Annotated in this window: 21 protein-coding genes and 1 tRNA gene; 10 read left to right on the plus strand and 12 right to left on the minus strand. The window is 46.9% G+C overall.

Annotated elements, in window-relative coordinates; all coding sequences use genetic code 11:
• The first annotated feature begins 47 nt into the window (after positions 1-47).
• The 5 genes from thrS to NQ546_RS09450 all read left to right on the plus strand — a co-directional run bounded on the left by thrS (position 48) and on the right by NQ546_RS09450 (position 5,278).
• Entirely contained in the window at positions 48-1,988 is a 1,941-nt protein-coding gene (gene thrS / locus NQ546_RS09430; RefSeq protein WP_004289893.1) for a threonine--tRNA ligase, read from the plus strand.
• 119 nt (positions 1,989-2,107) lie between these two features.
• Positions 2,108-2,710: a translation initiation factor IF-3 gene (gene infC / locus NQ546_RS09435; protein ID WP_004289894.1), complete on the plus strand. Its 603-nt coding sequence runs from the start codon at positions 2,108-2,110 to the stop codon at positions 2,708-2,710.
• Between the two features lie 65 nt (positions 2,711-2,775).
• Positions 2,776-2,973 (plus strand): 50S ribosomal protein L35, encoded by a 198-nt coding sequence (rpmI, locus tag NQ546_RS09440; protein ID WP_004289895.1) that lies wholly within the window; start codon positions 2,776-2,778, stop codon positions 2,971-2,973.
• Between the two features lie 101 nt (positions 2,974-3,074).
• A complete protein-coding gene (gene rplT / locus NQ546_RS09445; RefSeq protein WP_004289896.1) occupies positions 3,075-3,425 on the plus strand; it encodes a 50S ribosomal protein L20 in 351 nt (116 codons plus the stop codon).
• A 494-nt stretch (positions 3,426-3,919) separates the two neighbouring features.
• Positions 3,920-5,278, plus strand: coding sequence for a transposase (locus NQ546_RS09450; RefSeq protein WP_004292408.1), 1,359 nt, complete (start codon positions 3,920-3,922; stop codon positions 5,276-5,278).
• Positions 5,279-5,525: 247 nt separating this feature from the next.
• Here NQ546_RS09450 and NQ546_RS09455 read toward each other — a convergent pair whose 3' ends face one another.
• From NQ546_RS09455 to NQ546_RS09480, 6 genes are all read right to left on the minus strand, one after another.
• Entirely contained in the window at positions 5,526-6,833 is a 1,308-nt protein-coding gene (locus NQ546_RS09455) for a phenylacetate--CoA ligase (protein WP_004289897.1), read from the minus strand.
• A gap of 18 nt (positions 6,834-6,851) precedes the next feature.
• Positions 6,852-7,433 carry an indolepyruvate oxidoreductase subunit beta gene (locus NQ546_RS09460; RefSeq protein WP_004289898.1) on the minus strand — a complete coding sequence of 194 codons (582 nt, stop codon included), beginning with the start codon at positions 7,431-7,433 and terminating at the stop codon, positions 6,852-6,854.
• Between the two features lie 4 nt (positions 7,434-7,437).
• Positions 7,438-9,030: a thiamine pyrophosphate-dependent enzyme gene (locus NQ546_RS09465; RefSeq protein ID WP_004289899.1), complete on the minus strand. Its 1,593-nt coding sequence runs from the start codon at positions 9,028-9,030 to the stop codon at positions 7,438-7,440.
• Positions 9,031-9,107: 77 nt separating this feature from the next.
• On the minus strand, positions 9,108-10,145 hold the full coding sequence (mltG, locus tag NQ546_RS09470; protein ID WP_004289900.1) for an endolytic transglycosylase MltG: 1,038 nt from the start codon (positions 10,143-10,145) through the stop codon (positions 9,108-9,110).
• Positions 10,146-10,483: 338 nt separating this feature from the next.
• Positions 10,484-11,398 (minus strand): DMT family transporter, encoded by a 915-nt coding sequence (locus NQ546_RS09475; RefSeq protein WP_004294847.1) that lies wholly within the window; start codon positions 11,396-11,398, stop codon positions 10,484-10,486.
• 46 nt (positions 11,399-11,444) lie between these two features.
• Positions 11,445-12,143 carry a NigD1/NigD2 family lipoprotein gene (locus tag NQ546_RS09480; protein WP_004289902.1) on the minus strand — a complete coding sequence of 233 codons (699 nt, stop codon included), beginning with the start codon at positions 12,141-12,143 and terminating at the stop codon, positions 11,445-11,447.
• 177 nt (positions 12,144-12,320) lie between these two features.
• Here NQ546_RS09480 and NQ546_RS09485 point away from each other — a divergent pair, with 177 nt between their 5' ends.
• The gene (locus NQ546_RS09485; protein ID WP_004289903.1) at positions 12,321-12,869 is read left to right on the plus strand and encodes an RNA polymerase sigma factor; all 549 of its coding nucleotides are present in this window, start codon (positions 12,321-12,323) and stop codon (positions 12,867-12,869) included.
• Positions 12,870-14,189 carry a porin family protein gene (locus NQ546_RS09490; RefSeq protein WP_004289904.1) on the plus strand — a complete coding sequence of 440 codons (1,320 nt, stop codon included), beginning with the start codon at positions 12,870-12,872 and terminating at the stop codon, positions 14,187-14,189.
• A 40-nt stretch (positions 14,190-14,229) separates the two neighbouring features.
• On the opposite strand, the gene pflA is transcribed toward NQ546_RS09490, so the two are convergent.
• Together pflA and pflB are read right to left on the minus strand one after the other, a co-directional pair.
• Positions 14,230-14,955: a pyruvate formate-lyase-activating protein gene (gene pflA, locus NQ546_RS09495; protein ID WP_039953172.1), complete on the minus strand. Its 726-nt coding sequence runs from the start codon at positions 14,953-14,955 to the stop codon at positions 14,230-14,232.
• Between the two features lies 1 nt (position 14,956).
• A complete protein-coding gene (gene pflB, locus NQ546_RS09500; RefSeq protein ID WP_004294843.1) occupies positions 14,957-17,185 on the minus strand; it encodes a formate C-acetyltransferase in 2,229 nt (742 codons plus the stop codon).
• Between the two features lie 340 nt (positions 17,186-17,525).
• Here pflB and NQ546_RS09505 point away from each other — a divergent pair.
• Positions 17,526-17,610: transfer RNA gene (locus NQ546_RS09505), tRNA-Ser, on the plus strand.
• Between the two features lie 568 nt (positions 17,611-18,178).
• Here the strand turns inward: NQ546_RS09505 and NQ546_RS09510 are convergent.
• The 4 genes from NQ546_RS09510 to NQ546_RS09525 form a co-directional block, all read right to left on the minus strand.
• The gene (locus NQ546_RS09510) at positions 18,179-19,804 is read right to left on the minus strand and encodes a hypothetical protein (RefSeq protein ID WP_004289907.1); all 1,626 of its coding nucleotides are present in this window, start codon (positions 19,802-19,804) and stop codon (positions 18,179-18,181) included.
• Entirely contained in the window at positions 19,804-20,832 is a 1,029-nt protein-coding gene (locus NQ546_RS09515) for an HlyD family secretion protein (protein WP_004289908.1), read from the minus strand. Before NQ546_RS09515 ends, NQ546_RS09510 begins: the two co-directional genes overlap by 1 nt.
• 2 nt (positions 20,833-20,834) lie before the next feature.
• A complete protein-coding gene (locus NQ546_RS09520; protein ID WP_081446760.1) occupies positions 20,835-22,217 on the minus strand; it encodes a TolC family protein in 1,383 nt (460 codons plus the stop codon).
• 802 nt (positions 22,218-23,019) lie between these two features.
• Positions 23,020-23,220 (minus strand): hypothetical protein, encoded by a 201-nt coding sequence (locus NQ546_RS09525; RefSeq protein ID WP_147293901.1) that lies wholly within the window; start codon positions 23,218-23,220, stop codon positions 23,020-23,022.
• A gap of 165 nt (positions 23,221-23,385) precedes the next feature.
• Between NQ546_RS09525 and NQ546_RS09530 the strand changes: the two genes are divergently transcribed.
• Together NQ546_RS09530 and NQ546_RS09535 are read left to right on the plus strand one after the other, a co-directional pair.
• Positions 23,386-24,447, plus strand: a complete 1,062-nt coding sequence (locus NQ546_RS09530) for an alpha/beta hydrolase (RefSeq protein ID WP_004289912.1) — start codon at positions 23,386-23,388, stop codon at positions 24,445-24,447.
• 53 nt (positions 24,448-24,500) lie between these two features.
• Positions 24,501-25,316 (plus strand): carboxymuconolactone decarboxylase family protein, encoded by an 816-nt coding sequence (locus NQ546_RS09535; protein WP_004289913.1) that lies wholly within the window; start codon positions 24,501-24,503, stop codon positions 25,314-25,316.
• Positions 25,317-25,320 lie beyond the last annotated feature (4 nt).

Genomic DNA, 25,320 nt, shown 5'->3' on the forward strand with positions numbered 1-25,320 from the left:
GAATTAGCTATTTTTGCGTTCTAAAAAAATGAACTATACATAACATTATGATAAAGATAACTTTTCCAGACGGCTCTGTTCGTGAATACAACGAAGGAGTAACGGGACTGCAAATAGCAGAAAGCATTAGTTCACGCTTGGCACAAGACGTGCTGGCTTGTGGAGTGAACGGAGAAACTTATGATTTGGGGCGTCCTATCAGTGAAGACGCCGAAGTGGTTCTCTATAAATGGGAAGACGAACAAGGCAAGCATGCCTTTTGGCATACCAGTGCCCACTTGCTGGCGGAAGCCTTGCAAGAGTTGTATCCGGGTATTCAGTTTGGTATCGGTCCGGCTATTGAGAACGGTTTTTATTATGATGTAGATCCGGGAGAGGCCACTATCAAGGAAGCCGATCTGCCTGCTATCGAAAAGAAAATGGCAGAGTTGGTTGCTAAGAAAGAAGCTGTTGTCAGAGAAAGTATATCAAAGACAGATGCTCTGAAAATGTTCGGCGATCGCGGTGAAACTTATAAATGTGAGTTGATTTCGGAATTGGAGGATGGCCATATCACCACTTATACGCAAGGTGCATTTACGGACTTGTGTCGTGGTCCTCACTTGATGACTACCGCACCTATCAAGGCTATTAAGCTGACTTCTGTTGCCGGCGCTTATTGGCGTGGACAGGAAGACCGCAAGATGATGACCCGTATCTATGGTATCACTTTCCCGAAGAAGAAGATGTTGGATGAATATCTTGTGCTGCTGGAAGAAGCCAAGAAACGCGACCATCGTAAAATTGGCAAGGAGATGGATTTGTTCATGTTCTCCGATACGGTAGGCAAGGGACTTCCGATGTGGTTGCCGAAGGGTGCCGCATTGCGTATCCGTCTGCAAGAGTTCTTGCGTCGTATTCAGGCACGTTACGATTATCAGGAAGTGATGTGTCCGCCTATTGGAAATAAGTTGTTATATATCACTTCCGGACACTATGCCAAATATGGTAAAGATTCGTTCCAGCCCATCCATACGCCGGAAGAAGGTGAGGAGTACTTCCTGAAGCCGATGAACTGCCCTCATCACTGTATGATTTACAAGAACTCTCCCCGTTCTTATAAAGATCTGCCTTTGCGCTTGGCCGAGTTCGGTACGGTTTGCCGTTACGAACAGAGTGGCGAGCTTCATGGGTTGACTCGTGTCCGTAGTTTCACGCAAGATGATGCGCATATCTTCTGCCGTCCCGATCAGGTGAAGGATGAATTCCTGCGTGTGATGGACATAATCTCGATTGTGTTCCAGTCCATGCATTTTGAGAATTTCGAAGCACAGATTTCTTTGCGCGATAAAGTGAACCGCGAAAAGTATATCGGTAGCGATGAAAACTGGGAAAAGGCGGAACAGGCCATTATCGAGGCTTGTGAAGAAAAGGGGCTGAAAGCTAAAGTTGAGTATGGTGAAGCAGCTTTCTATGGTCCTAAGCTGGACTTTATGGTGAAAGACGCTATCGGTCGCCGTTGGCAGTTGGGAACCATCCAAGTAGACTATAACTTGCCCGAACGCTTCCAGCTGGAATATACGGGAGCTGACAACCAGAAGCACCGTCCGGTAATGATTCATCGTGCGCCGTTCGGTTCTATGGAACGTTTCGTTGCCGTACTTATCGAGCATACAGCCGGTAAATTCCCGTTGTGGCTGACTCCTGATCAAGTAGCTATCCTGCCTATCAGTGAGAAATTCAATGACTATGCCCAGGAAGTGAAAGACTATCTGAAGAGATACGATGTTCGCGCCATTGTGGATGAACGTAACGAAAAGATCGGACGTAAGATTCGTGATAACGAAATGAAACGTATTCCCTATATGCTGATTGTAGGTGAGAAAGAGGCTGAAAACAGAGAAGTTTCCGTCCGCAAACAAGGCGAAGGCGACCAGGGAACCATGAAATTTGAAGAATTTGCTAAAAAAGTGAACGAAGAAGTTCAAAATATGATAAATAAATGGTAACTTTGCGCCCAATTGTAAAAGCATAGCATACATACGATGTTCTAAAGACAGCTTTTACTTAACAAAAAAATAATTTGGGAGTAATAAACAAGAAACAAACTGGAAGTAAACGTTATTTAATGAAGAATGACAGCTTAAAAGGGCAACATCGGATTAATGAGCAAATCCGTGCCAAAGAAGTCCGCATTGTGGGCGATGAAGTGGAACCTAAAGTATATCCGATAGCTCAGGCCTTAAAGATGGCCGAGGAGATGGAAGCGGATCTCGTAGAGATTTCTCCAAATGCACAACCCCCTGTTTGTCGTATTATTGATTACTCTAAATTTCTTTATCAGTTAAAGAAGCGTCAGAAGGAACAAAAGGCGAAGCAGGTGAAAGTAAACGTGAAGGAAATTCGTTTCGGTCCCCAAACGGACGACCATGACTATAACTTCAAGTTGAAGCATGCCAAAGGCTTTTTGGAAGATGGAGACAAAGTAAAGGCATACGTGTTCTTTAAAGGCCGTTCTATCTTATTCAAGGAGCAGGGAGAGGTTTTGCTGTTGCGCTTTGCCAATGATTTGGAAGACTATGCAAAAGTAGATCAGATGCCGATTCTGGAAGGAAAGAGAATGACTATTCAGCTTTCTCCGAAAAAGGGCGCTGCTCCCAAGAAACCTGCTGCACCGAAACCGGCAGAGGCTTCAAAAGCTGCTCCGGCTGAAGAACAAAGCGAAGACTAAAGAAATGAGTAACGCCACAGGTATAGTGCGTTGCCATATAATTAAATAATTAAAAAATAAGTAAGATGCCAAAGATGAAGACTAACTCCGGTTCTAAAAAGAGATTTACTCTTACCGGAACAGGTAAAATCAAAAGAAAGCACGCTTTTCACAGTCACATTTTGACTAAGAAAACTAAGAAGCAAAAGAGAAATCTGTGTTACTCTACAACCGTTGATATAACGAATGTGAGCCAGGTTAAGGAACTCTTAGCTATGAAGTAATCAAAAGCGTAAGAAGTATTATTAAAGTTATTAACCGAATGCATTAGCTTTAAGTCCGCTGCGTGAAGCACTGGCGCTAACATTCAAAAACAAGTAAAACTATGCCAAGATCAGTAAATCATGTTGCTTCTAAAGCAAGAAGAAAGAAAATTTTGAAATTGACCAGAGGTTACTTTGGTGCAAGAAAGAACGTTTGGACCGTTGCCAAGAATACTTGGGAAAAAGGTTTGACTTATGCGTTCCGCGACCGTAAGAACAAGAAAAGAAACTTCCGCGCTTTGTGGATTCAACGTATCAACGCTGCTGCACGTTTGGAAGGTATGTCTTATTCCAAACTGATGGGCGCTTTGCACAAAGCTGGTATTGAAATCAACCGTAAAGTTTTGGCTGATTTAGCGATGAATCATCCGGAAGCTTTCAAAGCTATTGTTGCTAAAGCAAAGGCTGCATAAGCTGGGATAAAAGATAAATCCTAGGGCGCTGGTTACAAACAGGTAATCAGCGCCTTTTGTTTTGGGCAATAGCGGTAAAGTGTGAAAACGTAAGGTACAGGCAAACAAATTTCCTGTTTTTCTTGTTTCTTTCCTAGAAACTCATTACCTTTGAAGTAGAAAAAATAGCCGCATTGATTGGATCGGGAAACTCATCAATTTTTATGAAATACCGAGACAAGCTTCAGTTCTTAATGGCGGGCCACGCCCTTCGGGGTAACTCTTGAGTCGGTGGATTACAAAGAGGACGAGCACTCAAATCATGTCATACGGAGTTTCATCACATCATCGGTGCGGCTTTCTATAAAAAGGGACATTCATTAAATATTACAAAATCAGCCAACTAATTCATACACAAATTATTGCGAATTAGTTGGCTTTTTTGTATCTTTAGGTATTCCCCCGAAAATAAGGTTTGACGGCCAAAACGGGGGAAATATCCAAACTAATAAGATATGGCAAAGATAGTGAATATTTCAGAAATTCACCCTACTTTGGGTTTTACAGAATTTGATATTCTGGAAAAATACCGCAAGAGTTTTAATGAGAGTGAGCTTGGCAAGCTTCATTCAGTCTTTCCGTTTGAATGTATGGCAAAAGCCGCAGGCCTGTCGGCCCGGCGCCTGGGACGCAGGAACAGATTCAGTCCTTCCGCAAAGATCGCCCTTATGGTCCTGAAGGCATACACCGGATTCTCCGACAGGCAACTGGTGGAACATCTGAACGGGAACATACACTACCAGATTTTCTGTGGAATTATGATTCCCCCGTCCCTTCCCATAACCAACTTCAAGATAATCAGTGCCATCCGTAATGAGATAGCATCCCGCCTTGACATTGATTCTTTCCAGGAGCTCCTGGCTTCACACTGGAAACCTTATCTTGATAACCTTCACGTCTGCATGACCGATGCCACATGCTATGAAAGCCACATGCGTTTTCCTACGGACATGAAACTCCTTTGGGAAAGCCTCGAATGGCTCTACAGGCATATATGCCGGCATTGCAGGGAGCTGGGCATAAGGCGTCCGCGCAACAAATACAGGAATGTGGCGGAATCCTATCTGTCCTACTGCAAGAAAAGAAAGAGGAGAGCTTCAAGGACAAGAATGCTTAAGCGCCGTATGATCAAGCTTCTTGAAAAGCTCCTCAGTCAAAGGGATGGGATCCATAGCGAGTACGGTGCTTTACTCCGATATACCCAGGATTATCATAAGCGTCTTTCCATCATCAGAAAGGTGCTTGTACAAGAAAAGGAAATGTTTGAAGGGCGGAAAGTCAGTGACCGCATCGTCAGCATTGACCGTCATTATGTACGTCCCATCGTCAGAGGCAAGGAAACCAAGTCCGTCGAGTTTGGTGCAAAGGTCAATAATATACAGATAGACGGCATATCGTTCATAGAACACCTCTCGTTCAAGGCATTCAATGAGGGTATACGCTTGAAGGACTGTATCCGTATGCAGCAGAAGCTTATGAATGTAAGGGTAAGATGTGTGGCTGCCGATTCCATATATGCCAATAATGCCAACAGAAAGTTCTGTACAAAATATGGGATATCCACATCCTTTGTGCGCAAGGGAAGGGCGGCCAAAGATGAGCCTTTGAGGAAGGTGCTTAGAAGCGAACTCTCAAAAGAAAGGGCAACACGGCTTGAAGGAAGCTTCGGCACTCAAAAGCAACATTACTCGCTCTCAAGGATAAAGGCCGGAAACAGGAAGACGGAAATACTGTGGATTTTCTTTGGAATACATACGGCAAATGCCATACTGATGATAGAAAAAATCAGAAACAAAACAGCTAAAGCAGCATGATATGATTTTACTCACAGAATCAGAAGAGGTCATCAGACTTCTTCCGGAACGTCATGTCCTGTCGGATAGAATTATGTGAGAAAGCACGGAAAAATGGCAATAAGAATGGCATATGAAGTGGTCATGCCCTATCATCTTCATATGCCATCTTATTTTTTAGAGACATTTACTGAATATCCCTAAAAAAGGAACGGTAATCTTGGTTGACTACCGTTCCTTTTTCTTTGTTTTCCTTTTCCTTTTCCTTTTATTTGTTATCCCTTAAGTCTTTCACTCTGACGGCTTTTCCTTCGCTTTGGGGCAAAGAACCCTTTTTCACGAGCTTTACTTTTGGGGTGACAAGGATCTCATCTTTTAATTGGCGGGAGATTGCTTTACGTATTTTTTCCAATTCGATGTAGTTGTCTGTGGATAGGTCACTGAGTTCTACCTCTACAATCATCTCGTCTTGGTTATTGTTGGTCTCCAAAGTTATGAGGTAGTTGCTGCCCAATTCGGGGAACTGTACCAAGACCTTCTCTACCTGCATGGGGAAGATGTTGACACCTTTGATGATGAACATATCGTCGCTGCGTCCTTTGATACGGTCAATGCGCAGGTGAGTGCGGCCACAGGGACATTCACCGGGAAGTATGCGGGTGAGGTCGCGTGTACGGTAGCGTATTAGCGGCATCATTTCGCGGTCGAGGGTGGTCAATACTAATTCTCCAATCTCGCCATCGGGGACAGGTTCTCCGGTCTCCGGGTTGATGATTTCAACCAGATAGCAGTCTTCCCAAAAGTGCATGCCGTTTTGTTCGGTACATTCAAAGGCCACGCCGGGACCGTTCATCTCGGTCATTCCAAAGCTGTTGTAGGCTTTGACGCCCAGCATCCGTTCAATCTTTTTGCGTTGTTCGTCTGTATGAGGTTCTGCTCCGATGACAAGAGTTCTCAGGGTAGTTGAGGCAGGATCGATGCCTTCTTCCTGAAACACTTCCGCTAAGCGTATGGCGTAGCTGGGAATGGCATGCAAGGCGGTGGTCTTGAAGTCTGTGATGAACTTGATTTGCCGTTTGCTGTTGCCTGCTGCTGCCGGTACGGTCAGTGCTCCCAAGCGTTCGGCTCCGTATTGGAAACCCAATCCGCCGGTGAACATACCGTATCCGGAACTGTTCTGAAAAACATCGGTTTTGCGTATGCCTACTGTGTACAGGCAGCGTGCCACAAGGTTGGCCCACGAGTCCAGATCGTGCTGTGAATGTACAATGACAGTAGGCGTTCCCGTAGTTCCACTGGAAGAGTGGATGCGTACGCCGTCTTCCTGCATGTTGCCCGCCACAAGTCCGAATGGATAGTTGGCGCGCATGTCTGCCTTTGTGGTGAACGGAATTTTCCGTATGTCATCTACTGACCGGATACTGTCTGCCGTAATGCCGTATTTTTGAAATACCTGCTTATAATAGGGAGAATTTGCAGCAATATTGATTGTCTTTTTAAGCCGCTGAAGTTGCAATTCGCGCAACTTCTCACGCGGCATGGTTTCTATCTCTTCTTCCCAGTATTTGTCATTCATGGTTATTGGAATTTTGATTTACATCAGGTTTTCTGCGATTTCTTTACCCGCTGCCAGAGCCTTGAGGTTTAGTTCGACGATAGCTTCTCCTTTGCGCTGGAAGATGTCACGAATACTATCCCTGACTTTCTGGTAGTCTATGCCGAGGAATGGAATGGTGGCTCCCAGCAATACGATGTTGGCAACGCGGGGAGAGCCTACTTCTTTGGCTATTTCGTTCACGTTCAGCACAATCTTGTGCGGAAGCTTGTCGAGTTCGGCTTTGAGGGCTTCCTCGGTGGGATAGTGGGGAATATTGATAAAGGGGGCTTCATTGGTCACCAGCCAGCCTTCGGGGCTAAGGTAGGGGAGATAGCGCAAGGCTTCCATGGGTTCCAGCGATATGATGAGATCGCATTTTCCCGTAGGGATGAGGTCGGAAGATATGGGTTGGTCGCTGATGCGGAGGTTGGACTGTACGTCGCCACCTCGTTGGCTCATTCCATGTACTTCGGCTTGTTTCATGTATAATCCGTCTTTCAGGGCTGCCTGACCGATGACGGTGGCGATAGAGAGGATGCCTTGTCCACCTACGCCGGAAAGTATAATGTCTTTTTTCATGGTTTTACTTGTTTCGTTTCTTACGTGCTAAGGTTTGAATACATTCTCTGCGAGGGATGATGACGGACACGCCGTTATATTCGATTTCTTCACGAATCACTTGCTTCATTTCCTCATAGTTTTTCTTCAACGGGACAACCACGCGGATGTGTTCCGCCGCTACGCCTATGCCGGCGCAAATGGCTTCAAGACGGCCTGTTCCGGCGGAGTCCTGTCCGCCTGTCATGGCGGTAGTTTCGTTGTCGGAGATGACGATGGTGACGTTGGAATTCTCGTTTACGCAGTCCAGCAATCCTGTCATGCCGGAGTGGGTGAAAGTGGAGTCGCCGATGACAGCCACTGCGGGATGCACCCCTGCGTCCGAAGCGCCTTTTGCCATTGTGATGGAAGCTCCCATGTCAACGCAGGAATTGATGGCGTTGAAGGGGGCGTTGGCTCCTAAGGTATAACAGCCGATGTCGCTGAACACTTTGTGGCTGGGATATTCCTCCCGTAGCACTTCGGTCAGCACAGTGTACATATCGCGGTGTCCGCAGCCTTCGCACAATGCCGGCGGACGCATCTCCACGAGTGAGGGGACTGCAAATTCCGCTTTGTTCTCTTTTCCGATGGCGCGTGCCACGCTGTCCGGGTTCAATTCTCCGTCTTGTGACAATGTGCCGTCCAGGCGTCCTTTCACTTTTATGCCGATGCCGAGGTAGCCTTTCAGTTGTTTTTCTACAAACGGCTGACCGTCTTCCAGTACAAGTATTTCGTCGCAGGCTTCCACGAGTTGCATCAGTTGTTTTTTGGGAAGCGGGTATTGTCCGATTTTTAATACCGGATATTCGCATCCTTCGGGATAATTCTCCATGAGGTAGTTGTACCCGATACCGCAAGCTATGATACCGAGTTTTTTGTTGGGACCGTCAACGTATTTGTTGTATGGAGAATTTTCCGATGCTTTGATAAATTCATCCTGGCGTTGAAGCAAGAGTTTGTAGCGTTTGCGTGCATTGCCCGGAAGCAGGATGAACTGGCGCGGGTCGTCGCTGAAAGAAAGTTCGTTTTGGGGTTGTTGCACTTTACATTCTACGCCGGAACGGGAATGTGCCAGACGGGTAACCATGCGCATCAGCAAGGGTTCTCCGGTTTGTTCGGAGAAGGCGAAGCCGTTGTAAACCATGTCGTAGGCTTCCTGCTGGTTGCTGGGTTCGTACATTGGGATCAATGCGAAATCACCGTAGAAGCGGCTGTCCTGTTCGTTCTGTGATGAATGCATGCTGGGGTCGTCGGCTGCAATGACGATTGTACCGCCTTTGACGCCGGTAATGGCAGAGTTGATAAAGCAGTCGGCAGCCACATTCATGCCCACATGTTTCATGCAGACCAGTGAACGCTTTCCTGCAAAAGACATTCCTAAGGCAGCTTCCATAGCGGTTTTTTCGTTGGAGCACCAACGGCTGTGGATTCCTTTTTCTGCGGTGACCGGGGACATTTGGATGTATTCGGTAATCTCCGTAGAGGGAGTGCCCGGATAGGCATATACACCGGAAAGTCCGGCATCTAATGCAGCTTGTGCAATGGCTTCATCGCCAAGTAAGAGTTGCTTGCTCATTGTTGATTGTTTAAGTGTTAGTCATGATTTTAATAATAATCGCAAATATAGTTTTTTGCTTTTATTTTATTATAATATTAATTGAAAATCTTTCTTTCGTTTAAGGCTTTCCAATATTTTCTTGCATTTTTCATGTGGTCGGCATAGTTGGATGCGAAGTTATGCGTGCCGGAGAAGTCTTCTTTGGCGCACATATAGATGTAATTATGCTTGGCATGGTTCAACACAGCATCCAAACCGACAGGCGAGGGGATGCGGATGGGGCCGGGGGGCAGGCCGGGATTGCGGTAGGTGTTGTAGGGCGAGTCGATGGTGAGGTGATCATTGGTGATCCGGCGCAGCCCGAAGTCTTGCAGTGCAAACTTTACGGTGGGGTCGGCTTGCAGTGGCATGCCGGCATGGAGACGGTTGATGTACAGGCCGGCCACCATAGGTTTCTCCGGATTGTTGTTGGTTTCTTCCTCGACGATAGAGGCAAGTGTGCACACCTCTTCCGGGGTCATACCGATGGCTTTGGCTTGGTCGAGCCGCTTTTGGTTCCAGAATCTCTGATGTTCTTTCCGCATCCGCTTGAAGAAATCCTCTACGCTCATGTCCCAGTACACCTGATAGGTTTCGGGAATGAAGAGGCAGGCCATTGTCTCTTTGTTGTATCCCAGTTTGTGCCGGAACAGTGAGTCGTTCATTGTCCGGGCTATTTCGGCGGAGTCGATCATCAGTTGCCTTCCTACGCTACGTGCCAGTTTGTCCAGCGTGCGTACGCTTCCTATGGTCAGGTTCAGCGGTTCTTGGTAGCCCCTGTATAAGCGGCTGAATACGTGATAGGTGTTTTCGCCGGGGCGTATGGCATAGCGTCCGGTGTGGATGTTGTGGGGATAGTCACGCCATTGCGCCATCCATTTGAAGCCGATGAAGCTGCGGGGATTTCCTTGTGCTTTCACCTTATTATATATGGAATCTGCCGTATCATCGCGGTCGATATAGATATAGGCTGTCTTTTGCGGATGAAATTGTGGGGCAAACAGGTAATAATACACCGCACCTGCACCTGCGATGCCTATAATCGAGATAAATATCAATATTCCGAGAAGGATCTTTTTTTTCTTCTTTTCCATGTTTCTTAGTTGTTTTTGATTCGGGCAAAGTTAGCAAGATTTTGTAATGAAATAGATTACTAATCAATCTATTATGAGTTTATTTTAGTTTATTGATTATAAACTGATAATTTAATCCTAATAAACTGGTAGTTTATTCCCAATAAACTAATGGTTTACTCCTAATAAACTTATGATTTAATTCTAATGAACTGACAGCGTTGCGCTAATAAGCCGGTAATGTGCTATTGATAAATTATTTCTTTAATTTATCCTGGGGGAAATTATTCTGATTGTTCTTATGGAACACCTGAGAGAGAGTTCAGTGGGGGAGAACCTCCCCCTTTATTCCTTTTCCTTTACCGCTTCCGCGTACTGAAGTATTTTGCAATTTCCGCCCCTTTGAAGTAAATAACCAGTGAGCTGACGATAATCAACATTCCGGCCACCGTACTGAAAGTGGGGTATTCGCCTGCAAGCATTATCCAGCTTAACACTGCTCCGAGAATGGGGTTGATGAGACGGCACATATTGATGTCGCTGACTTTTGCGCCCTTGCTTTGCAGCGCCATAAACCAGAAGCTGAATGCGAATACGGAAATGAACACCAGAATGCCCAGACTGATATAAAATCCGGCAGGTTTGCCGATGAAAGAGTGGTAGCCTTCCGTACTTAGCCCTATGATGTAGATAAGTGCGCCACCAAAAAACATCTGTACGGCATTCAGGAAAATGGGGTTGACCTTGTCTTTCTCCTCGGATACGGAGATGGCGGAATATCCCTGAAAGATGATGCTGAGCAGCAACAGGACAATGCCTGTGATGCCTTTCCAATCCAAAGGCTCGCCATCGCTGCCTGTTCCCACTATCAGCAGCAGTCCCGCAAGGCTGACAATGAGACTGACTATCTTGTAACCGTTCAGCTTGTCGTTGCTCGCCAGCAAGTGGGCAAGCAGCACATTGATGAGCGGCGTCATGCCCATAATGATAGATGATATGGCTCCGCTCACAAAATCCACTCCGAAGTAGAAAGCGGTGTATCCCATGAGCATGTTGATGAAAATCAGGTTGAGGAACAGCCTGCGGTGCCGCTTGATTTCCTCCCACATGCCTTTGTGCCAGGTATAGGCAAACAGCAAAATGCCGACACTGGTGAAACGGATGCCGGCAAAATTCATCGGAGTGAAGTCATAACTGAGCCCTTGTTTGATAAACGGGTTTACGATAGCCCACAGTACAGATGCCAATATGGCGTATAGCAGTCCTTTTTTCATAGAAAGTGTTTTTTGTGAAATCGGCTGCAAAGATACGCCTTTCTTTTCACTCTGCAAAGTCGATAGTCATATAGCGCTCACCGTCGTACACACTTCTTACGCGGATGTTAAGTCCGGTTTTGCCCGCCATCTGATCTGCAATTTTGTCCAGTTTGAACGAAACGATGCCCGGACCGGGTATGTTGGGCTCGTCATCATAGGCGTTCTGACGAAATTCGAGCGTGATGTATCCCTCTTTGTCGTTCTTGCCGTCGGAAGCCTCGTTCACCACGAGGTTCAGCATGTGCTTCTTGTCGGGATTTCCGCTGTAATACAGTTGGTACTGGATGTTCAGGTAGTTGTCTGCAATCCACATGTTGGTTATATTGATGCGGTCATCGCCGATGCTGTCGGCCTTTTCGGCAGGCATGAAATAGATGTCTTTTGTGAGGATATTCTCTACATGGTTGATCTGGGCATTGTAGTCGTATCCGTCTACCTTCTCGTCCAGCAGGTTGAAGTACACGAAAGCGCGCTGGCCCTCTACCAGTGCATAGTTGTTTACCCGAGTGGTGTCGCCGGGAAACATTTTGGTTCCTTCGTCCAGTGCGAAGTAATAGTCTTTTCCATCGACGATGCGTACGGTTCCGATGGCGAGTGATGAAGCTGCACTGCCGTTCCAATCATCATCCAGACAGGATTGCAGCATGGGCATCGTTGTGAGCAATAGCAGAAATGTGACAAATGTCGTTTTTAACTTTTTCATAAGTCAGAGGTTTTATTCTTTGGTTTTTAACTCGATTTTGTATTCGGAAAATGCCGGAACTGCACAAATACTGCTTATCCTACTGTTAAAGAAAACAAAGAGTGATTTTCTTCTCTGTCGGATGCAGTATTTTTGTGCGCATTGTATTTATAAGGTAAACACGTGTTGGAAGAGAGAATGGAAGAACAGGTATTGGCAGAACGGTGTAGGCAAGGCGACAATCTTGCCCGCAAAGAACTGTATGAGCGATATGCAGGGCGGATGCTCGGCGTATGTTTGCGTTATGCCGGTGACCGGGAGACTGCGCAGGATTTGATGCACGACGGTTTCCTGAAGCTCTTCGACTCTTTCGATAAGTTCACTTGGCGGGGAGAAGGATCTTTGCGGGCTTGGATGGAACGTGTTATGGTGAATACCGTATTGCAGTATTTGCGGAAGAACGATGTGATGAGCCAGTCTGCTGCTTTGGATGACGTGCCGGAGGCATACGAAGAACCGGATGCCGCAGCAGTGGACACTATTCCTCAAAAGGTGCTGATGCAGTTCATCAGTGAGCTTCCGGCAGGTTACCGCACTGTATTCAACTTGTTTATTTTTGAAGATAAATCTCATAAGGAGATTGCCCGGTTACTGGGTATTAATGAAAAATCATCAGCCTCGCAACTGGTACGCGCCAAAGCAGCTTTGGCAGCGAAAGTGAAGGAGTGGATGAAAAAGAATGCATAAATGAAGAAGCGTATGGAAGATGAATTGTGGATGCGAAAGATAAAGGAACGGTTGGAGGACTACTCTGAGCCGCTACCCGTTTCCGGTTGGGAACGATTGGAGAAGGATATGCCTGCTTCCAAGCCGAAGCGGCGCATCATTCCTTTCCGGCGCTGGGCTGTGGCAGCGGCTGCGGTGTTGCTTGCAGCGGTGTCTTCTGTCAGTATATGGCTATTGCAAAGCCCTGTGGGAGAGGAAATGCGGAATACGGCCACGCCGACGCTGGCGGTTGTTCCGGATGAGTTGCCGGGCAGGCAGGCTCCCCAGATGCGCACAGAGGTTGCGGAACCCGATTACCGGGCGCAAGGACAAACTGCTGCGCCGGGCGGAACAAACCGCCGTTCTCTGCTGGCGCAAGAACTGAATGTTGCTGCCGAAACGGACCGGCAAACGGAATCCCGGCAGCCTTTGGATGCGGAACCGGAAATACAAGGAGAGGCATCGGAACAAACGCCATCGGTAGAGAAAGAGGAAGCCGGGACGACTGCCGCCGGGAATAGCGGTACGGAGAACCGGAAGGTGGAGCGCCGCCGTCCGTCGGGCAGGGACAAACTGCAACTGCCTGTTGGCGACAGAAAAAAGAAGAAGTCGGGCGGCTGGTCGGTTGGACTGGCTGTGGGAAATACGGGTGGATTAATCTCAGGAAACAGTATCGGTGGAGGAGGGTTGATGCAAAGCGATCCGAACTTCGGATACTCCGGTGGAAAAGTAGATCTTAGCACAATAGCCAATGGCATCATGGATGTTCCGGAAGGGCAGGCGCTTGTGTTCAAGAACGGCATGCCCTATCTGATGAGGAATTCGGAACAGATTGTGGATATAGACCATAAACAGCCTTTGTCTTTCGGCTTTTCAGTGCGCAAGGGGCTTGCAAGGGGCTTTTCGGTGGAGACCGGCTTGACGTATACGTATCTTGCTTCGGATGTGAAGTTTGTGGAAAGTTCGGAGAAGGTGAGCCAGAAACTGCATTACTTGGGAATTCCGTTGCGGGCAAACTGGAACTTCGTTGACAAAAAATCTTTTATCATGTATGTCTCTGCAGGAGGGGCTATGGAGAAATGTGTCTATGGCAAGATTGGCAGTGAGAGCGAAACGGTGAAACCGCTGCAATTCTCCGTAATGGGAGCAGTGGGCGCACAGTATAATATAAGCAGGAGGGTGGGTGTCTACGTGGAACCGGGAGTGTCTTATTTCTTTGATGACGGTTCTGATGTCCAGACGATAAGAAAAGAAAACCCCTGCAACTTCACATTACAGGGGGGGATACGGTTGACTTACTGATGAAGCCCTTCCCTATTCTTCATTTTGTTGGAATACTTTCCTAATTTACCACCACTGTGGGAAAGTATTCTTTGAACAGTCGCTCGGCTCGCTGCAATTGTTCAGGCGTATTCTCTACGACCTCTTTCAGTTGGTAGTCCCAGCCCATCGCTTCGTATTTGTGCACTCCCAGACGGTGGTAAGGGAGTATCTCCACCCGTTGTATGCTTTGGTATTTGCCAAGCTGTGCGCCCATGCTGCGTATGTCTTCTTCAAAATCGCTGTATCCCGGCACTAACACATAACGCAACCAAAACGGATGTCCCTGTTGTTCCAGCCAGGCGGCCGTACGCAGGGTCTGCTCGTTGCTGCGTCCGGTGAGGGCGCGGTGGCGTTCGGGATTGAACTCTTTGATGTCAAGCAGTACCAAGTCCGTCAGGCTTAGCAGTTCTTCCACCTTTTCGTTCCAGATGCCGCCGTTGGTGTCAAGGCAGGTGTGGATGCCGTTGGCTTTCAACTCTTTGAACAAAGGTATCAAGTTTTCTGCCTGCAATGTGGGCTCTCCACCGGAAAATGTAATTCCCCCTTTCTTTCCGAAGAATGCTTTCTGGCTGACCGCCATTTGCAGGATTTCATCGGCAGGAGTGGGGATGCCGCCTTTGGAGTCTATGGTGTCGGGGTTGGCGCAATAAAGGCAGCGGAAAGGACACCCTTGAAGGAAAACGACGAGCCGGAGACCCGGCCCGTCGAAAGTTCCCATACTTTCGTATGAATGTACGTTTATCATATTACATCCTCTCATGGAATGAACGGCTGATAACTTCCAGCTGATGTTCGCGGCTTAGCTTCACGAAGTTTACGGCATAACCGGAAACGCGGATTGTGAGTTGCGGGTATTTTTCCGGATGCTCCATCGCATCTTCCAGCATTTCACGATTCAGCACGTTCACATTCAAATGGTGTGCGCCTTTGGTGAAATAACCGTCCATCATCGTAACCAGGTTCTCAACTCGTTCCTCTGCCGTAGGGCCTAATGATTTCGGAACAATAGAGAAGGTGTTGCTGATGCCGTCTTGCGAGTCACGATAGCGCAGTTTGGCTACGGAACTTAAAGAAGCGATGGCACCGTTCTTGTCACGTCCATGCATCGGGTTGGCTCCCGGAGCAAATGCAACTCCTTTGGCGCGTCCGTCGGGAGTGGCTCCTGTCTTCTTGCCATACATCACGTTAGAGGTGATGGTAAGCAGTGACAGGGTGGGGCGGGCATTCTTGTAAACCGGCAACTTCTTTAATTCTTCGCTGAAATAATAAACCAAATCTACACCCAAGTGGTCTACGCGGTCGTCGTTATTGCCGAAGCAGGGGAAAGCGCCTTCGATGTCGAAGCCTTCTGTCAGGCCGATGTCATTGCGGCGGGCCGTTACTTTGGCATATTTGATAGCGGACAGTGAGTCAATGGCAATGGACAATCCTGCCACACCATAGGCCAGATTAATGCGTGGATCGGTATCTACAAACGCCATTTGGGCTTTTTCGTAGTAATACTTGTCGTGCATATAGTGGATGATGTTCATCGCCTCGTTGTAAACGCGGGCAATTTCGGTCAGCACTTTTTTGTAGTTGGCCATTACTTCCTCAAAGTTCAGCGTATCGTTAGTTAGTACGGGGATGCCTTTCACCATTACAGTTCCGGTGTTTTCGCAGCGTCCGCCGTTAATGGCGAGCAGCAGGGCCTTGGCAAGATTGGCACGTGCGCCAAAGAACTGGATCTGCTTGCCGATAGCTTGGTAGGACACGCAGCACGCAATGCCGTAGTCGTCGCAATTGCGGACTTCGCGCATCAGATTGTCATTCTCGTATTGGATGGAGCTGGTATCCACTGATACTTTGGCACAGAAGTCTTTGAAGCCTTCCGGCAGTTCGGGACTCCACAACACAGTCATGTTAGGTTCGGGAGACGGGCCGAGGTTGTATAATGTCTGCAGGAAACGGAAGGAGGTCTTCGTCACTTTTACGCGGCCGTCGTTGAAGCGTCCGCCGATAGCTTCGGTTACCCAAGTCGGGTCTCCGGCAAAGATGTCGTTGTAGGACTGCATACGCAGGTGGCGTACCATGCGCAGCTTGATGATGAACTGGTCAATCAGCTCTTGTGCAAAGGTTTCGTCAATCTTGCCATGAGCCAAATCATATTCGATATAGATGTCAAGGAAAGAGGAGACATTACCCAGTGACATGGCTGCACCATCCTGTTCTTTTACGGCTGCAAGGTATGCCATATATACCCATTGAACAGCTTCTTGAGCAGATGTGGCCGGACGGCTGAGGTCGAGGCCATAGTATTCACCCATGGTCTTGATGTCTTTCAAGGCCTTGATTTGTTCTGCTACTTCTTCGCGCAGGCGGATGCGTGCTTCGGTCATCGGGCCGGTGAGGTTATGCAGATCTTCTTGCTTAGCTTCGATGAGGCGGTCGATGCCATACAATGCCAGACGGCGGTAGTCACCGATAATTCGTCCGCGTGCATAGTTGTCGGGAAGTCCGGTGAGGAAGCCTAAAGAACGGAATGAACGGATTTCTTCAGTATATACGTCGAATACACCGTCATTATGTGTCTTACGGTAATGCGTAAAGATGTCTTTTACTTTGTCGTCTACTTCCACACCATTCTCGCGGCACGCTTTCGCTACGACATTAATGCCACCGAAAGGTTTGATGGCGCGTCTCAGCAGTTCGTCCGTCTGCAAACCTACGATAAGTTCATTCTCCTTATCAATATAGCCTGCTTTGTGGGAGGTAATGGTAGATACTGTTTTATGGTCTAGTGAACGAACGCCGTTGTTGGCTCTTTCTTCTTCCAATGCTTTCAGACAGAGGTCCCAGATACGTTTGGTACGTTCCGTAGGTCCCTGCAAGAAAGAGGCGTCTCCGGTGTAGGGTGTGATGTTTTTACTAACGAAATCACTGACATTGATTTCTTTGTTCCAAAGCCCATCAATAAAGGTTTTGTTTAATTCCATAATATTTTTTTTGAAAGTGATTAGATATGTTATCCTTATAGAGGGCGCAAAATTACGGAAATATTTCCGTAATTGCACTATGAAATGAACAGTTTTTATGCTGAAGAACATAAAATAACTATTATTAGGTAGCGATGGATATTGGATGAAAAGGTGTTAGCGGTTTGTCACTTTTTTCATGTTATGGTTTTTGTGTTTTTCATGATTTGTTCTTTTCATAATATGATTTTGTTTTTGATGATGCCTGAATTATTTTGTTCAGGATTTATTTGTGGATTAAAAAAAATGTGTTACCTTTGCACCGCTTTAATAGAGAAGCGCTTCTTGAAAAGGAAGTTTTGGAGAGGTGGCAGAGTGGTCGATTGCGGCGGTCTTGAAAACCGTTGTGCTGCGAGGCACCCGGGGTTCGAATCCCTGTCTCTCCGCTGAACACTAAAGACAAATAGTGGAAAAGCTAAGACAAGTCCCGTAAAATCAAGGTTTTACGGGACTTTTTTATTTTGTCGGCAGACAAGCAAAAGACAAGAAAATGCCCCGTTTGGACAAAGTAGTGTTACTAAATCGTTACTGAAAATTGAGCGAAATAAAATAGTAACGATTTTGATGTTAAGTTGTTGATTTGTCGCTTGTTGTCTCTTAGATGTCCGTTCATAAACTAATTGTTAATCGTTCCTTTGCAATGGGAATTATAAGCCCATTGTTACGGACATAAAAAACAAGGTATATGAGCAAAAGTACATTTAAGATTCTTTTCTACATTAGAAAGAATCAAGTAAACAAGGATGGAACAGTCTGCATTGCACCGTTCTGCACAGGTTTGTTTTCAGGCATTTAGTTGTAGGTGATAAACAGGAAATATGCTTGTAATTCTTAAAAGGGCAAATTCTAAAGGGTGAAATATTTAACGTTTTTATTAATTCTGTCTGACTGAATGTCAAAGATGAGAGTGAATCCAAACAAGAGCCACTCTCATCCTTGATGTGTAACATCCTCTTACTTCCTTCTCGCAAGATACTCAATGGCATAAACAGGCCAGCGGGGAACTTTGCGGATATTTGTGCGGACAGCAGGAATGTCGCACAGCAGGAAGAGGGCGGCAAGGGCTAAAGCGAACCAGATAACATAGCCATAGACCTGTTTCATTGCCACCATCATCATGGAGTGCAGGAAATCGTGGCTAACGTATTCTCCGAGGTTGAAGTGCGCCATATCCAAGTGTGTGAGAGTGAGTTGCTGTCCGTAGCTCGTCATGTTGTCGTTCATAAAGTGCGAGAAGATAGTGGTATAAATGCCATAACCTGCCGCTCCTGCCAGATACATGTGGAGGATGTTGAATACGAACAAGCCCATGAAGAACTGTTCAAGACTTGGGACCGATTCGTCTAAAGCCCACATCAATGTTGGGGCAAGGATGGCATACGCAAATCCTCGCAAGAAGATAGCAAAGCGGTACTGTTCGATATTGACGTTTATGTCAAGCGTGAAGTACATCAGCATACCATAGAGTGCGATGCCGATGAAGGCAATGCCGAAAAGTTTCCACACCTTCCATTTCCTGACTTTCAGCCAATAGAGATCGAGTAGGATACCGAGGTACATGCCGGGAAGTGCCCACATATACTGCGACTCTTTGGTCAGCTCCTCCAACCGGATGACTTCGCTGTAAAGTATCTCTTCCATCGTGTGTTCAGCACCGAAAGCGAGTTCGGCAAAGAAGGTGACGATGAGAATGGGAACAACGTTGCGACGTGTAAAAAGACTGAGCTCGATGTAGGGATAACGGTAGTAGCGCAGGCGGTAGAGCACAATGCCGAAAAGCACAATGGCAGCACCGAACAGAAGGCGTATGCGGAGGGTATCAAACCACATGAAATAGTCGCCGTACACCACAATGTACGACACCACGAGCATCAGTCCGCAGATGAGCAATGCTCCCTGAAAGTCGATACCTTTGAGCGACAGACGTTGAGGCATGGGACAAAACGGACGACAGAAGATGGCCTGCGTGAGCAGTACAAACGACATAGTGCCGATGGTGAAGACGTGCATCATCTGCCATGTGAAATGATGACCGAACCAGGCGGCAAGCCATCCGCTACCCTCGATGGCGGTGAGCAGGATGATGTGGAGCACAGGGAAGAAAACGGCAAAATCACGTCGGGGAGTAATCCAAAGCTGGATGTTGCTCATGCATTCAAACGTACCCTGTATCTTAGCCATTCCGGCTATGAAGCACACTATCATGAGCACATGCATCGACTGGCAATGCATCGTCAGCACATTGCATATGGCAAGAACGATGGCAGAACCACAGAGCAACTGTTTGTTGGTGAAGCGGAACTTCATGCGGAAGAGCATCGGAAAATAGACAGCCATACCCGCGAGGGTGGCATAAAGTAGGAAAAGTATGTCCTCGATCATAAAGTTGGTGGTGCCACGGATGCCATCCAGTGCACCGAGGTAGATGCCACCGCTGAACTGGAAGCAAAGGGCGGTCAGCACGTACAGCCATGGCTGTATACGACGAGGCACCCACCCCTTCATCATAGGCATGGAAAAGCCCATGCCGGGTGGAGGGCCACCGGCACTCTTCATAAAGAATTCAGTCAATTGTCCCATTATTCCTCAATGATACATTCCACATTATAACCGCTTTTAAGCCTGGCAACATCAGCATTCTCATTGAGCTTGATGCGTACGGTGACGCGCTGTTCGACCTTTACAAAATTGCCCGTGGCATTGTCTATGGGAATAAGTGAGAAGGCACTGCCGGTAGCATCAGAGATGCGTTCCACCGTCCCCGTATATTGTATACCTGGAACGGCATCGGCTGTAATCTCAGCCTTACTGCCCACTTTGATGTGAGGCAACTGGCTTTCCTTATAGTTCGCTTCAACCCAACGTTCACCATTGTCAACGATACTTACCAGTGTCTGGCCCGGATTGACAAGCTGACCTACGTGAATGTCCTTCGTGCCAACGGTACCGTTACAAGTGGCAATGATGTAGCAATAGGAGAGGTTGAGACGGGCGAGGTCGACGGCACGACGAGCCAGTTCGATGCCCTGCTCCGAAACGGAAAGGTGATGCCCTTGTTCGGTCATAACAGCCGACTGCATCTGACGTGAACGAACTGCCTGCTCGTAGGCTGCCTTGGCACTCAGATAGCCTGTATGTACTTTATCATATTGTTGTCGGGTGACAGCATCCTGACTGAGGAGCTTCTTGAAACGGGTATCCTCACGCATAGCATTCTCCATCTGTACACGTGCGGATTCGATGCCGGCTTCGGTAACGGTCATGCTTGTCTTGGTGGTAACGATGCTGCTTGCCGTTCCCTGCGAACCTTGTTCGGCACGGATAAGGTTGGTCTCGGCTTGGGCCAGTCGCAAGCGAAATTCGGCATCCTCGATGATGACGAGCGTATCACCTTTCTTTACCTGCTGGAAATCCGCGAAACGTACCTCGCGAATAAAGCCTTGCACACGACTGCTCTGAGGCACGACGTTCTGGCGTACACGGGCATTGTCGGTAAATTCTCCACTGCCGAAGTGCATAAACTGGCTCACCACATAAACGGCTCCACCCAAGAGGCAAAGCACGATGAGCACATTATATAAATAGATGTGTATCTTGTTCTTTTCCATTATTATAAAGTGTTTGTTACGTATTTGAGTGTATAGAAATTATAAAGCATGCTGATGCGGGCATTAACCAGCGCCATTTCGGCAGAGAGTTTCATGTTGGAGGCATCGACCATGTCGGTAAGGAGTGCAAGGTCGTTTTGATAACGATTCTGCACCACGGAGTAGTTCTGATTGGCAAGTTCCACCTGCTTCTGCTGTGTCTTCACCTCGGTGTAGGAGGTAAGGAGATTGGTGTAATTTGCCTGTACAGCATTTTCCACACCCTCACGAGCCAAGGCGAGCGCTTCCTTTGACTGCCGATGTTCAGTACGTGCCTTGCGGATGTGATGTTTGTTCTTCCAAAGACTGCCAAGGCTGAACTTTACGCCTATCCCGACAAACCACACGTTTACATTGCAATCTTTCGGGATGAGGTCTTGTGTATAAGGACCAAAGAGATGATTTTCTGCCACGACAGCCACCGAAGGCAATGATTCTGCCTTTGCCTGCTTCACCTTCTGTTCTGCAAGATTTGCGGCCACTTCCGACTGACGGATGCCAAGGTTGTTGCTTGTCGCCGTCTGCTGCCACGTATCTTGAGCAGTGATTGCCGAGAGTGCATTTATTTCTGTGTTGAGCTCGTTCTTATCAGGAACTATAACCGTCTGTTCCGGTAAATGAAGTGTTGTTACCAGTTGATGGTTGATGATGGTAGAAGCATCGGTGAGCTTTGTCAGTGTGAGTTCAAGACTCTGCAACTGGAATTCATAGCGAGTGATGTCGTTCTGCAAAACAGTACCCTGCTCATGGCGAGCTTTCATTTGGGCAATCTCCTTTTGCGTAAGTGCGATATTCTGGCGCACCACTTCCATCTGATTACCTAACTTACAGAGGTCAAGATAGTAACCCGTCAACAAGAAGCGCACTTCCTGGCGGTTCTTCTCCACATCGAGTTCTGCCATTTCCTTGCCCAATTCCGCCATACGGATGCCCGAACGGATAGCTCCACCGGCATAGACCACTTGTGCAACCTGAGCCGTAAAACTGTTTCCCCAATGAGGTGTGTCTTGCTTGCCGTTTGCAACGGGAATAACTCCCACACCCGGTACGATGTAGTCAGTTGTTCCATTAGCCGAAAAACCTCGCGACAACATGAAGGCATTGCCCGTATAACTGCCTTGAAGGCTCAAATCCACACTCGGCAGCAAAGCCGATTTGGCCGCTGCCAACCCTTCGTTAGCTGCCCGCAAAGCCACTTCACTCACCTTCACCTTCTGGCTCTGTTGGTCAGCAAGATTGTAAAGTGTCGTGAGTGTCATCGCCTGCACAGCCCTGTCTTGTGCATATATGGGCACAAGACAAGCCTCTCCGGCTATCAGGGCGACAGCCAGAGCAGAATAAACCATAAGTTTGTTCATGAAATAAAAATAGATGTATTGTTGTTCATTATTCTTTTCCTCTAACCGTTAACTATAAGCTGTTAACCTCTGTTCATTCCCTCGGAAATACTAATAATGAACCATAAGAGTCCGGACAGCACAACATCTGCCACAATGCGCTACAAACTGCCTCATCAGGGAATATTAAAAAATGAGAACAGAATTTCGGGCACTATTGATTGAGAAATCCGATGCAAAAATACAAAAAAAGTCAGAATAGGAAAAAAGTCGGAATCATTTTAAATGCAAACTTAAATAGGGGGGGGCCTTGTCTTCTATAATTATGATCTTGTCGAAAACGTCTCTTTCATTATAACATAAATTACGAATGGGGGCAATACTATTGCTATTCTTTTATCATATACTGGCAGGTGTGATTTAGGCATTAAACACCCATGTTTAAAAAACGGCCACAAAAATAAAGACGAAATAACATAGGTTCAAATAATTGTGATCTTTGTACCGGATAAAAAGCATTATTTGAAAAAGCAAATCAGAGCAATCTAAAGAAATCTGCAAGTTGGCGAATCGTAACCCGTTAGAACATAAAAGATTATTGTTATAAGTTTAATCACTTTTTAAACGTTATCCTGTAATACTAAGTTCTACATTATCGTTGAAAACATGTATTTTGGGTGAATATCTTTTTGACTACCTGATCATTGATGAATCATCCCAAGTCGATATTATTAAATCGGCTGACAAAGAGATAATTAAACCAAAGCATTCATTAATAAAAAGAACATTATGACATTTTGTATCGTAAACATTACCGTCTCACTGACTTGTCGGACAAGAATTCTGCAAAGAAAGTTTTTCTCACCATCACATACAAGTATGGACAGGCAGCCATGTTGACGGAAGAGTTGCCAAAGAAATCAGTGGCAATTCCGGTGTCGGCGAGGGTGAGAGAATCAGTGTGCTGAAAGATTTCCGCACACTGATGAGAAAGTTGCTGTTTTCCGGGCACTCTTCTTGGTTAAGACACCCCGGATGCATGAGCGGTAACTATTCCGCAAGATTTTCTGTAATTGAGGTTATAACATCTGTAATTCATCTACCAATCCTTTCTATAATCTCCTGTAACTTTGCAATGTGAAAAGAAAACATTGGTAATCAAAAGAATCAATCGGTTATGAAACGGACAATCTTTTTTACAGCAGCTTTCCTCTCTCTCTTAGGCCTGATGGAGAGTCGTGCACAAAACATGCAAAATAACAGGAATATGGAAAAGTTGAAACTTACGGAAGAATGGGATAAGACATTTCCGAAGAGCGACAAAGTGGACCATAGTAAAGTGACCTTTGTCAATCGTTTCGGCATCACGCTCGCTGCAGACCTGTATGTACCGAAAATCGCTGTTGCCGATAAGTTCCCGGCCATTGCAGTCAGCGGTCCGTTTGGTGCGGTGAAAGAACAATCGTCAGGACTGTATGCACAGACACTTGCCGAACGGGGTTTCCTGACCATTGCTTTCGACCCGTCGTTTACGGGTGAGAGTAGCGGACAACCTCGCAGTGTGGCTTCACCCGATATCAATACGGAGGACTTTTCGGCAGCAGTGGATTACCTTGCCACACGTCCCGATGTGGATGCGGAGCGTATCGGCATACTCGGCATTTGCGGTTGGGGAGGCTTTGCTATCAATGCAGCGGCCAATGACACGCGTATCAAGGCTACGGTGGCTTCTACCATGTACGATATCAGCCGCGCCAATGCCAACGGTTATTTCGATGCAGCGGACAATGCAGATGCACGCTACCGGATGCGTCGGGAGCTCAATGCGCAACGCACAAAAGATTATCGTACGGGTACTTACCCCTGCACGACAATGAATCCTGAACCGGCCGAAGATGCACCGCAGTTCATGAAAGATTATTACGATTATTACAAAACGAAACGAGGCTATCATTCCCGTTCCATTAACTCCGGTTTGGGGTGGAACCAGACTTCGGCACTTGCTTTCATCAATGCGCCAATCCTTGCTTATAGTGATGAAATTCGTAGCGCCGTATTGCTTATCCATGGAGAGAAAGCTCATTCCCGGTATTTCAGCGAAGATGCTTTCAAGAAATTGAAGGGGGATAACAAGGAGCTGATGATTATTCCCGATGCTGTGCATACGGATTTGTATGACCGTATGGACATTATTCCTTTCGATAAGATAGAGCTTTTTTTCAAGGAGCACTTGAAATGAGACAAAGGATGAGATCTGAATTGCAACAATGAATTATACATTAATAGAGAATTATGAACCGAATCATTTTAATTTCAGTATTCACTTTTTTTACAGTCAATGTCATGGCACAGAAAAAGATTGTACAAACCGCAGGGCGCGACCAGTTGGGTGAGTTCGCCCCAAAATTTGCGGAACTCAACGATGATGTCCTTTTTGGTGAGGTGTGGAGCCGTACCGATAAACTCGGCTTGCGCGACCGCAGTCTGGTTACAATTACATCGCTCATCAGTCAGGGCATTACCGACAGCTCGCTGACATTTCATTTGCAGTCGGCAAAAAAGAACGGTATCACCCGTACGGAGATTGCGGAGATTATCACGCATATCGGGTTTTATGCAGGTTGGCCAAAGGCATGGGCGGCTTTTCGTCTTGCCAAGGATGTGTGGGCGGAAGATGCAAACGGAGAGGATGCTAAGGCAGCATTCCAGCGTGAGATGATTTTCCCGATAGGTGAACCGAATACGGCATACGCGCAGTATTTCATTGGCAACAGTTATCTTGCACCCGTTTCGAGAGAGCAGGTAAACATTTCCAATGTCACATTCGAGCCGCGTTGCCGCAACAACTGGCACATACACAGAGCTACAAAAGGCGGCGGCCAGATGCTTATCGGTGTAGCCGGACGAGGCTGGTATCAGGAAGAGGGTAAACCGGCGGTGGAGATTCTTCCCGGTACGGTTGTCCATATTCCCGCAGGTGTGAAGCATTGGCATGGTGCGGCATCCGACAGCTGGTTTGCACATCTTGCATTCGAGGTTTCCGGTGAGAACACCTCCAATGAGTGGCTGGAGCCGGTAACAGATGAACAATATGATAAACTAAAATAATTCC

The organism is Bacteroides eggerthii, from assembly GCF_025146565.1.
GTDB lineage: Bacteria > Bacteroidota > Bacteroidia > Bacteroidales > Bacteroidaceae > Bacteroides > Bacteroides eggerthii.

Excerpts from the sequence above, each read along its gene's own strand:
- NQ546_RS09450 (WP_004292408.1), top strand. The coding sequence starts at position 3,920 with ATGGCAAAGATAGTGAATATTTCAGAAATTCACCCTACTTTGGGTTTT.
- pflB (WP_004294843.1), bottom strand. The coding sequence starts at position 17,185 with ATGGAATTAAACAAAACCTTTATTGATGGGCTTTGGAACAAAGAAATC.
- rplT (WP_004289896.1), top strand. The coding sequence starts at position 3,075 with ATGCCAAGATCAGTAAATCATGTTGCTTCTAAAGCAAGAAGAAAGAAA.
- NQ546_RS09485 (WP_004289903.1), top strand. The coding sequence starts at position 12,321 with ATGGAAGAACAGGTATTGGCAGAACGGTGTAGGCAAGGCGACAATCTT.
- NQ546_RS09515 (WP_004289908.1), bottom strand. The coding sequence starts at position 20,832 with ATGGAAAAGAACAAGATACACATCTATTTATATAATGTGCTCATCGTG.
- NQ546_RS09530 (WP_004289912.1), top strand. The coding sequence starts at position 23,386 with ATGAAACGGACAATCTTTTTTACAGCAGCTTTCCTCTCTCTCTTAGGC.
- pflA (WP_039953172.1), bottom strand. The coding sequence starts at position 14,955 with ATGATAAACGTACATTCATACGAAAGTATGGGAACTTTCGACGGGCCG.
- NQ546_RS09490 (WP_004289904.1), top strand. The coding sequence starts at position 12,870 with ATGAAGAAGCGTATGGAAGATGAATTGTGGATGCGAAAGATAAAGGAA.
- NQ546_RS09455 (WP_004289897.1), bottom strand. The coding sequence starts at position 6,833 with ATGAATGACAAATACTGGGAAGAAGAGATAGAAACCATGCCGCGTGAG.
- mltG (WP_004289900.1), bottom strand. The coding sequence starts at position 10,145 with ATGGAAAAGAAGAAAAAAAAGATCCTTCTCGGAATATTGATATTTATC.
- NQ546_RS09480 (WP_004289902.1), bottom strand. The coding sequence starts at position 12,143 with ATGAAAAAGTTAAAAACGACATTTGTCACATTTCTGCTATTGCTCACA.
- thrS (WP_004289893.1), top strand. The coding sequence starts at position 48 with ATGATAAAGATAACTTTTCCAGACGGCTCTGTTCGTGAATACAACGAA.
- NQ546_RS09520 (WP_081446760.1), bottom strand. The coding sequence starts at position 22,217 with ATGGTTTATTCTGCTCTGGCTGTCGCCCTGATAGCCGGAGAGGCTTGT.
- rpmI (WP_004289895.1), top strand. The coding sequence starts at position 2,776 with ATGCCAAAGATGAAGACTAACTCCGGTTCTAAAAAGAGATTTACTCTT.
- NQ546_RS09475 (WP_004294847.1), bottom strand. The coding sequence starts at position 11,398 with ATGAAAAAAGGACTGCTATACGCCATATTGGCATCTGTACTGTGGGCT.
- NQ546_RS09460 (WP_004289898.1), bottom strand. The coding sequence starts at position 7,433 with ATGAAAAAAGACATTATACTTTCCGGCGTAGGTGGACAAGGCATCCTC.
- NQ546_RS09510 (WP_004289907.1), bottom strand. The coding sequence starts at position 19,804 with ATGGGACAATTGACTGAATTCTTTATGAAGAGTGCCGGTGGCCCTCCA.
- infC (WP_004289894.1), top strand. The coding sequence starts at position 2,108 with ATGAAGAATGACAGCTTAAAAGGGCAACATCGGATTAATGAGCAAATC.
- NQ546_RS09465 (WP_004289899.1), bottom strand. The coding sequence starts at position 9,030 with ATGAGCAAGCAACTCTTACTTGGCGATGAAGCCATTGCACAAGCTGCA.
- NQ546_RS09535 (WP_004289913.1), top strand. The coding sequence starts at position 24,501 with ATGAACCGAATCATTTTAATTTCAGTATTCACTTTTTTTACAGTCAAT.